Here is an 8,470-nt window from a genome sequence, read left to right as displayed (position 1 = left end):
GGACACGGTTCTCTTGGTCGAAAACCCATCTACCAGGGGCTTCGCCACGCTGTCAGCCCAACTGCCGGACCAGATAATCAGGTTGGAAAGGGCTCCGTGCCTGAATCTTCTCCGGCTTGCTCAGCTGGTAGAAAGCACAGCCCGTCCGATAGGTCTGCCCGGATTCGACGACCCATTCCCGGATCGCCGCGTCACGGGCCACCGGAATCAACTGGTAGGCCGAGGGGTCGGCAGGGGTGAGACCGGCCGCCTCGATGGTCTCCTTGTTGACCGCTTCCGCACCCGTGGAGAACACAGCCCGCGATCCGCGGATGCCCTTGGTGCGCCCCACCATGAACTTCTCGGTGGCCTCCTGGATGACCTGCCCGGCCTCCTCGAGACCCTGTGTGCTGGTGGCGTCCCAGATGGCGATGTTCTCCTTCGGGAAGCCGCAGTTCATCGCCTCGCGCTTGCCCATCTGGTCCGGTACGAGGACGGCGAGGGTCCAGTTGTCCTGCTGGCTCTGGATCATTTCGGCCACGGCGTCCACCAGTTGACGCGCGTTCCGGACGGGGGTGCCGGGGCAGCGGTGACTCGCGTTCTCCTGGCCGTCCGTCAGGACGAAGGTCAGGAAGCTGTGGTCGCCGTACAGCTGAGCGGTCTGCGCCAGCTCCCGCTGCGATTTCAGAGCGGCCGCCAGAAGGGCCGTCATTCCGCCGACGCGGTACAGCTGCTTCAGGGACGGCATGCGCAGGACGTCCTTGTCGTAGATGACGCACTCCACCGCGTCCGCGAAGACGTACACCGTGACTCGCGTCTCCTGGTCCAGTTCCCTCGAACGGCGGGCCAGATAGGCGATCTGCTGATCGGCGACTTCCACGACCTTTTTGCTCAGATGCGACATCGACGAACTGGCGTCCAGCACAAGGGCGACGTGATTGATGTAGTTCTGCTTTCCGGACAAGACAGGTTCCCCCTCATTCCGTCGTGATGGTTCTACGTTCTCATCCACCACTGACAATCGACCTCGGGCGGCGAGGCGGGGGAGCCGGCGTCGCCGGTCATTCGGGACGGTTGAAGCGGTGCGCGGCCCACAGCAGGGCGAGGGCGCCGCCGGCCAGGAGGAGGACCGCTTCGAGGAGGAGGGGCGGTGGCCCGCCGGCCCACTCGATGCCGGCGGCCGCCGCCCGGTCCGGTACCCGGAGGGCGATCGTGCGGCGGAGGAGGTCGACCGCGTACGCGAGCGGGTTGGCGTCGGACAGTGCCCGGACCCAGCCGGGCAGAGCCGCGAGCGGGAAGAAGCCCCCCGAGAGGAACAGCAACGGCATCATCACCAGGCCGAGCAGCGTGTGGAACGTCTCGGCCCTGCGCAGACCCACGGCCAGCGCGAGCGCCAGGGCCGTGACGGTGAAGGACGCCAGGATCATGCCGGCGAGCAGCAGCACCAGGAGGAGAGGGTCGTACGGCAGCCCCGCCACGCCCGCCAGGCCCAGCAGGACGGCACCCTGCACGGTGGCCGTCAGCGTGCCGCCCGCGCAGCTTCCCAGGAGCAGGGTGGAGCGGCGCACCGGCGCCATCAGGAGCTCCCGCAGATAGCCGCTCTCCCGGTCGGTGATCAGCCGGATCCCGACCATGATCGCGGGTGTCTGCACCGTCATCATCAGCATGCCGGGGAAGAGATACGTCTGGTAGCCGACACCCAGCGAGGACCGGGGGATGAGGGCGGCCAGTCCGCCGCCGAGGATGAAGAGGTAGAGCACGGGGTGGAGCAGCATCAGCGCCGTGTGGGTGCGCTGACCGGCCAGGCGCAGCAGATCGCGGTGGACCAGGGCGTGGACCGCGCGCAGTTCGTGCCGCAGACGGTGGGAGGCCGGCTCGGCGGCGGGCGTCTCCGAGGGCTTCCGGACAAGGGCGGTCATCGGCCGCCGCCGGTCTCCGCCGCCACGCCGGCGGTCGGCCGAACGGCTGGTGTGGCGTCCATGCTGCGCCCGGTGTGGTGGAAGAAGACGTCGTCGAGCGTGGGCGGGGTCGCCGAAGCGGCGTGCACCGCGATCCCGTCGGCCTCCAGCGCCGCACACAGCCGGGGGATCCACCCGCTCCCGCCCGGCAGTCGCAGACGGATGCCGTCCGCTTCCACGCTGACCGCACGCTCGGGCGGCGCGATCCTGCGGACGACGCGCTGCGCCGCCGGGTCGTCGCCGGTGCGCAGAACGATCCGGTCGTCCCCGATCGCGGACTTGAGCCCGAGGGGCGTGCCCTGTGCCACCAGCCGGCCGCGGTCGATGATGGCGAGACGATCGCAGTTCTCCGCCTCCTCCAGGTAGTGGGTGGTGACGAAGAGAGTGCTGCCGTGCCTCTCCCGCAGGGCACGCAAATGCTCCCAGACCTGAGCCCGGGCGTGCGGGTCGAGACCGGTGGTCGGCTCGTCCAGGAACAGCACGCTGGGGGCGTGCAGCAGCTGGCGCGCGATCTCCAGCCGGCGCCGCATGCCGCCGGACAGGGTGCGCACGGGGGAGCGGCGCCGCTCGGCGAGACCTGCGGTCTCGAGCACTTCGGCGGTCCGTCCGCGGGCGTCGCGGCGGGACAGGCCGTAGAGCCGTGCGTGGATGTGGAGGTTCTGTTCGGCCGTCAGGTCCGGGTCCACGGCGCTGTGCTGGAAGAGCATGCCGACCCGGCGCCGTACGTCGTGGGGCCGGGTGAGGACGTCGGCCCCGGCCACCGTGGCATGACCGGAGGTGGGGCGGGCGAGCGCGCACAGCAGGGCGATGGTGGTGGACTTCCCTGCGCCGTTGGGGCCGAGGAAGGCGAACGTCTCGCCCCGTGTCACGTCCAGGTCCAGGCCGCGTACGGCGTGGGTGGTCGTGCCCTCCGGCCCCGGGTAGCTCTTGACCAGACCGCGCGTGCTGATGGCGTACGCGGACGAGGGCGGGTGGTGTGGGGTGCGCGGGCTAGGGGGCGCGGCCGTCCTGAGGGCCGCCCGGGCGAGCTCGTCATCACCGGCGTGTCGCTGCATGGTCTGGTCCTCGTCTGCGGGTTCGCGGAGTCGGCGGTCACCGGTCCGTGCTCGTCCCTTCGGTGCTCCGGCCGGCGGCTGCCCGGGACAGCCGCCGGCCGGATGGTGCCGGCTGTCCTACGCGCAGCTGACGCCGATGCAGACCGTGTTGAGGAGGGTCAGCAGGCCGACGCACTCACACGTCGCGGCGAACGGCGCTCCGTCGGCGCCGACGGGGTCGGTCTCCGGAAGGGCGTGCAGACGGGCCAGCAGTTCGAGGTCCTGGTTCTCCATGGGATCTTCCTTCTTTCTCTGAGGTGGCGGCAGCACTGCTCTGCCGCTCGACCCGGCGTCCGGTCGGGCCGGCGCCGGGAGTCTTGGGGGAGGGAACGCGGAAGGCGTTGGGCGGTGACGCGGAGCGAGGCCTGCGACCGATGCGGCGGGCTCAGCCCGCCTGCTCGACCATCCAGTGCCGGGGGCTGGTGCGGCGGACCCGCAGGAGGAAGGCGAGGATCCCGGCGGACCCGTCGCTCCAGCTGGTCGACACGTCCCCGTACTCGTTGGGGAACACCACCCGGTCCCCGCGGTGGGCTCTCTCGGCCAGGAGGAGGCCGGCCAGATCCTGGGCCATGACGTGGTAGACGGCCTCTCCCGTGGCCTCGGCCATGTCGAGGAGGAAGTCGCCGTTGCCGGCGAGCCCGTGGCACTGGGTGAGTGCGGCACGGGAGGCGCGTTCCGTGACGGCGTGGGTGCCGCGGCGGGCGAGCTCGCCGAACCTGGCGTCCCCGGTGGCCTGCCACAGCCGGACGAGGAAGGTCCCGATGCCCGCCGCGCCGTGGCACCAGTACGGGGCCGTGGGCACGTCACCGGCCTGTGCCGGCCACTGGGCCGCCTCCCCGGTCCGTACGGCAGCGGCCAGGAGGTCCTCGCCGATCTCCACGGCCAGCTCCCGGTGGTCGGGACGCCGGGAGAGGTCCGAGGCGGCGAGGAGGAAGCAGCCGATGCCGGCCGTCCCGTGCGCGAAACCGAGGTAGCGTTTGCCGCCCTCCGGGGAATCGGCCTCCCCGGGCACGGCCCAGCCCACTCCGGCGGCCTCGCGCGTGACGGCGTCGGTCAGCCGGTCGGCCGCGTCGACGGCCAGTTCGGCGAAGCGGGTGTCCCCGGTGCGCTGCCAGAGGTGGAGGGCGGCCAGACCGCTCCCCGCGGTGCCGTGGGTGACGTCGTGATGGGGTGTCACCTGCTGAGGCGCGAGCGCCAGGGCCACGGCGTGGTCGACGAGCCGACGGTCCTCGACCGCGCGCCCCGCCTCGCACAGCGCCCAGGCGGTGCCACGACCGCCGAAGTGCAGGCCGGGGCGCGGGGAGCGGAGGTCGGTGCGGTCCGCGATCCAGTGGCCCGCGGTCGAGAGCAGCCCGGGCAGGCGCGGGTCGCCGGTGAGTTCGAAGTACCGCGTCAGGACGGCCAGGACACCGGCGGCACCCTGCTGCACGGTGCAGGGGTCGCTCTCCCCGGCCAGGGTCGACACCGGCCACAGGCGTCTGTCGTCCGCGGGAGTCATCGAGTCGACGAGATGGTTCACGAGCCCGGCCACCGCCTCCTCGTGCAGCCTGGCGTCCTGCGAGGTGCCCTTCGGATTCCCGGCTCCTGTCCAGGGCGCCGACCGGTCCAGGTCCCGCGCCCCGGAATCCGACCTCCCCAGGGCCTCGCGAGCCGCCGCCGGATCCCACCGCTCGGCGGGATCGTCGCGCATCAGCCCGAGGATCGTCTCCACGAGGCGGCAGGGGAGGCGGAGCGGGGCGGCGCTGGCCGCCAGCCAGGCGGCGAGCCGCTCCTCGGCGGGCCTGGCGTCGGGCTCCTCGGTCAGGAGGTTCGGAACCTTCCCGGCCAGGACGAAGCAGACGGTGGCCCCGAGACTGTAGTAGTCGGCCGTCGGGGACACGGGCGCGTCGACCAGGCGTTCGGGGGCGCTGAACCCGGGCGTCCCCACACGCGTCGGCAGCGCGGGCTCGTCCTCCAGGACGGCGAGCTCCAGGTCGATGAGGCGCAGTTCGCCGTCGGGGCGGACCATGACGTTGCCCGGAGTGAAGTCCCGCAGGACCAGCCCGTGGGCGTGTGCCTCCGCCACCAGCTCCACCAGACGGGCGACCTGCGCGAGCGCGTCGGCGCGGTAGCGCTCCCCTCCCGCGTCGCGGAAGTGCTCGGCGACCCAGGTGCGCAAGGTGACGCCCGGCACCTCCTCCTGGGCCAGGAACAGATGCCCGCCGTGCTCGAACAGCGCCACGGCCTCCGGGGCGAGCCCCGTGCCCGCGAGCTTCTCCAGCGTCCTGGCCTCGGCGCGCAGCCAGTCCCGCACGTCCCCGCCGGAGGCATCGCCCTCCACATGCGGCCGGGCCTCCTTGATCACCACGCCCGCGCCGGTACGGGCATCGCTGCCCCGGTACACACCGCCCTTGTTCGTCTGCCGGATCGCCTCCCGTACCGCGAAGCGGCCCCCGAGCACCACCGGACGGTCCTTCGCCTCCCCGCTACGCGGCGCCACCGGCACCACGGCGGGGAACGGACACTCGGCCCAGGGCGGCGCGGAGTACTGGCCGGTGCGCCTGTCCTCCACCGGGTTGCCGTCGGGGTCCTCGATGAACCACACCAGCAGACCGTCGTCCGACAGCCGCCGCCGGCCGACGAACGACCCGTAGCGGTAGTGCACCAGGCTGCGCACGGCGTACGGCTGGTCGGACAGGATCCGGGGGCCGGCGAGGCCCGCCGTGGCGCCGTGCAGCTCCTGGGCGAGCGCGGCCGCCTCGGCGTCCGAACGCGGATACACGGTGATGAACTTGCCCGAGCTTCCCCGGGGCGTCGCACGGGAGTTGAGGGCACCGACCTGCTCCAGGGACCGGGCGAACTTGAACCCCGACCTCTCCCGCAGCAGCACGCCGAGGGCCTTGGTGAGGACCGTCGGCGCGGAAGCGGTCGTGGCCGAGAGGTGCAGCTTCCACCCCTGCGCGCGCCGCGTCCCGCCGACGGGCGCGACCTTGCACCACATCTCGTCCGCCTCGACCGCCCAGCGCGCACCCGTACCCGTGGCGTGCAGCGCTCGGCGGAGGAGGTCTTCCAGCTCGACTTCGGTAGCGTGGCTCGTCATTGCGTGTCCCTCTCAACGGTGAGAACCGCTGACGGGAAGGTGCCCGACGACGTGAACGGACCAACACGGGGGCACCCGTATTCACTTCATTCAGCGAGCGCGCGACGTGATACCCCTGCCAAGAGGCGCGCCCGGCGCAGCGAGCGGCGCACGAATGCGACGTCCGACGACGTCACGACGCCCGTACGCCTTCGATGCCGGCCGGCGTCGTCAGGCCCGCGTCCGTCGCCTCCCGGTCTTCCTCGACGGTGACACCGGGTGCGGGTGCGGCGAGAGCCGAGAGCGTCCGGAGGGCGCGTGCGGTGGCGGAGCCCGGCTCGACGTTGTAGACGCACAGGGTCTGTTCGGCGTCACCGGGGACCTGGAAGGACTCGTAGGAGAAGTGGAGTTCACCGACGCTCGGGTGCTGGTAGTGCTTGGCGCCGTGGGTGCGGCGCAGTACCCGGTGGTCGTTCCACCAGCGGGTGAACTCAGGTGACTTCACGGTGAGTTCACCGATGAGGTCGGCGAGGCGCCGGTCGTGGGTGCTGCGTCCGGCTTCGAGGCGGAGGATGGCGACGGTCTCGGCGGCGATGCGCTCCCAGTCGCCGACGCGGGCGCGGGCCTCGGGGTCGAGGAGGTAGTAGCGGGCGAGGTTGCGGTGGGGCGCGGGCAAGGCGTCGAAGTCGGTGAGGACTTCGCGGGCGAGGCGGTTGGAGGCCAGGACGTCGGTGCGCCGGCCCAGGATGAACGCGGGCACGTGGTCGAGCGTCTGCAGCATCAGATACAGGCCGGGGCGCACCCGCTGGGGACCGGCCGGGGCGCGGCGGGCCGATGCGGGCCTGGCCAGGAGGTCGGTGAGGTGTTCCCGCTCGGACGGGTCGAGGCGCAGCGCGCCGGCGAGGGCTTCGACGACCTCGGGGGAGGGGTTCTGGGCCCGGCCCTGTTCGAGGCGCGTGTAGTACTCCGTACTGACGCCGGCGAGTCGGGCGACCTCGTCCCGGCGCAGGCCGGGTACGCGGCGCACCCGACCGTCCTCGGGCAGTCCGGCCTGGTCGGGGGTCACCCGGGAACGGCGGGTGCGGAGGAAGTCGGCGAGTTCGCGACCACGGTCATCCATGCCCCCAGTGTGCCGGGTGCGGGCGGGCCGCACCCTGGTGGCGGGTAGTACCGGCGGTACCTGCCTCGGGGATACCTGCCTGGTCAGGGCACTTCTCGGCGTCCCGGGGGGGTGCCTCCGAGTGGTGTTCTTGTTCGGGGGCCGACGGCGACAGGCCGCGGTCCTGGACCCCTTCACCTCATCCACCCCGAAAGGCGTGTCCCATGACCACGCACCCTGCGCACTCCTCCGTCCGTCCCCTCTCCGGCCGCGTCGCGGTGGTGACCGGTGCCTCCAGCGGCATCGGTGAGGCGACCGCCGAGCACCTCGCCGCGCTCGGAGCCCGAATCGTCGTCCTGGCGCGGCGAGCGGACCGCCTGGCGGAGCTCGTCGCCCGGATCGAGAAGGACGGCGGGCAGGCGCTGGCCCTGCCGGCCGATGTGACCGACCAGGCGGCCGTCCGTGCCGCCGCGGAACGGGTGGCGGCCGAATTCGGCGGCGCCGACCTGCTGTTCAACAATGCGGGAGTGATGCTGCCGGCCCCCGTCGAGGAGTTGGCCACCGAGCAGTGGCAGCGGCAGATCGACCTCAACGTCACCGGCCTGATGAACGTGATCGGGGCCTTCACCCCGCAGCTGGTCGCGGCCGCCGCCGAACGTGGCGTCGCGGACCTGATCAACACCTCGTCGATCGCGGCGCAGAACATCTTCCCGAACTTCGCCGTCTACTCCGCGACGAAGGCGTACGTCACCCATCTCTCCCGGCACCTGCGGGCCGAGCTCGGCGCGAAGAACGTCCGGGTCTCGGCGATCGAACCGGGCATCGTCGGCACCGAGCTGCAGAGCCACGTCACCGACGCCGGCGCCCTCGCGTGGCTGGAGGACTCCAAGGGGACCATGGAGTGGCTCACGCCCGAGGACGTCGCCCAGACCGTCGGCTTCGTCGCGAGCCTCCCGCCGCGGGCCAACCTCCAGCAGGTCACCCTCATGCCGACGGCCCAGGCGAGCTGACGCGACAGCCGGCGGCTTCGTACGGAAAAAAGGAGCGGGTCCGGGGGCGTAGCCTGCCCCCGGACCCTGTGGATGCCGCTCACATCACACGCCGGCACACTTGAGGACCCGGGTCATTCGTCATTGCGTCGCGTCCTGCCTTTGGACCACCGCCGATCGAGCTCGGCGGACCAGATTCGAACTGGCATTTCGACGCACCAGGGCCCGGGCCCGGTCGATCCGGCGATGAGCGGCGCATGCTGAGTCTGGAGCAATAGTCTGAGATTGACCGC

The 8,470-nt window shown here is 71.9% G+C and carries 6 protein-coding genes and 1 pseudogene; 1 reads left to right on the top strand and 6 read right to left on the bottom strand.

Annotation, left to right across the window (positions count from 1 at the left end):
- Positions 1-94 precede the first annotated feature (94 nt).
- From ABT041_RS35165 to ABT041_RS35140, 6 genes and pseudogenes are all read right to left on the bottom strand, one after another.
- Positions 95-943 (bottom strand): annotated as a pseudogene (locus tag ABT041_RS35165) (vWA domain-containing protein); the annotation flags it as partial.
- A gap of 97 nt (positions 944-1,040) precedes the next feature.
- A complete protein-coding gene (locus ABT041_RS35160) occupies positions 1,041-1,898 on the bottom strand; it encodes an ABC transporter permease (protein WP_351192243.1) in 858 nt (285 codons plus the stop codon).
- Positions 1,895-2,992, bottom strand: a complete 1,098-nt coding sequence (locus ABT041_RS35155) for an ABC transporter ATP-binding protein (RefSeq protein ID WP_351192241.1) — start codon at positions 2,990-2,992, stop codon at positions 1,895-1,897. The genes ABT041_RS35160 and ABT041_RS35155 overlap by 4 nt, the downstream gene beginning before the upstream one ends.
- A gap of 117 nt (positions 2,993-3,109) precedes the next feature.
- On the bottom strand, positions 3,110-3,265 hold the full coding sequence (locus tag ABT041_RS35150; protein ID WP_351192239.1) for a VenA family class IV lanthipeptide: 156 nt from the start codon (positions 3,263-3,265) through the stop codon (positions 3,110-3,112).
- 151 nt (positions 3,266-3,416) lie between these two features.
- Positions 3,417-6,110 carry a class IV lanthionine synthetase LanL gene (gene lanL, locus ABT041_RS35145; protein WP_351192237.1) on the bottom strand — a complete coding sequence of 898 codons (2,694 nt, stop codon included), beginning with the start codon at positions 6,108-6,110 and terminating at the stop codon, positions 3,417-3,419.
- Between the two features lie 172 nt (positions 6,111-6,282).
- Entirely contained in the window at positions 6,283-7,209 is a 927-nt protein-coding gene (locus ABT041_RS35140) for a helix-turn-helix transcriptional regulator (RefSeq protein WP_351192236.1), read from the bottom strand.
- A 203-nt stretch (positions 7,210-7,412) separates the two neighbouring features.
- On the opposite strand from ABT041_RS35140, the gene ABT041_RS35135 reads away from it, so the two are divergent.
- Positions 7,413-8,198, top strand: coding sequence for an SDR family oxidoreductase (locus ABT041_RS35135; RefSeq protein WP_351192234.1), 786 nt, complete (start codon positions 7,413-7,415; stop codon positions 8,196-8,198).
- Positions 8,199-8,470: the final 272 nt, after the last annotated feature.

The organism is Streptomyces sp. NPDC002825, from assembly GCF_040295385.1.
Lineage (GTDB): Bacteria > Actinomycetota > Actinomycetes > Streptomycetales > Streptomycetaceae > Streptomyces.
This window is presented reverse-complemented; position numbering and strand designations above follow the sequence as displayed.